This window comes from Ralstonia sp. Ralssp135, from assembly GCF_047304345.1.
GTDB lineage: Bacteria > Pseudomonadota > Gammaproteobacteria > Burkholderiales > Burkholderiaceae > Ralstonia > Ralstonia chuxiongensis.
The window spans coordinates 1-260 of the sequence record NZ_JBGLYZ010000106.1 but is presented as its reverse complement, the minus strand read 5'-3'; the positions used below and the strand labels follow the sequence as shown (position 1 = coordinate 260).

Below are 260 nucleotides of genomic sequence, written 5' to 3'. Positions count from 1 at the left end.
CGTCATCAGCGCATGCCCGCAATCGAGCGCGACGACGCGCGCATGCGGGATCGCGGCCACGAGCCCTTGCGCCGAACGGGGCGGCGTCATCACGTCGCGCCGGCCCTGCACGAACAGGGTTGGGCACGCGATGGCCTGCGCGGCCGCGCCCCCGTTCGCGTACGTATTGCACGCCACGAAGTCCGTGTGGAACAGCCGGTCCGGGTTCAGCTGCGACAGCCGCTGCATCAGCCGGCGCGACGCGCCCGCCAGCCAGGTAC

The 260-nt window shown here is 72.3% G+C and carries 1 protein-coding gene; it reads right to left on the bottom strand.

Translation table 11 applies throughout. The features are described from left to right. Nucleotides 1–260: alpha/beta fold hydrolase (locus tag ACCD03_RS25565; protein WP_413413287.1), on the bottom strand; the 260-nt coding region annotated here is incomplete at both ends.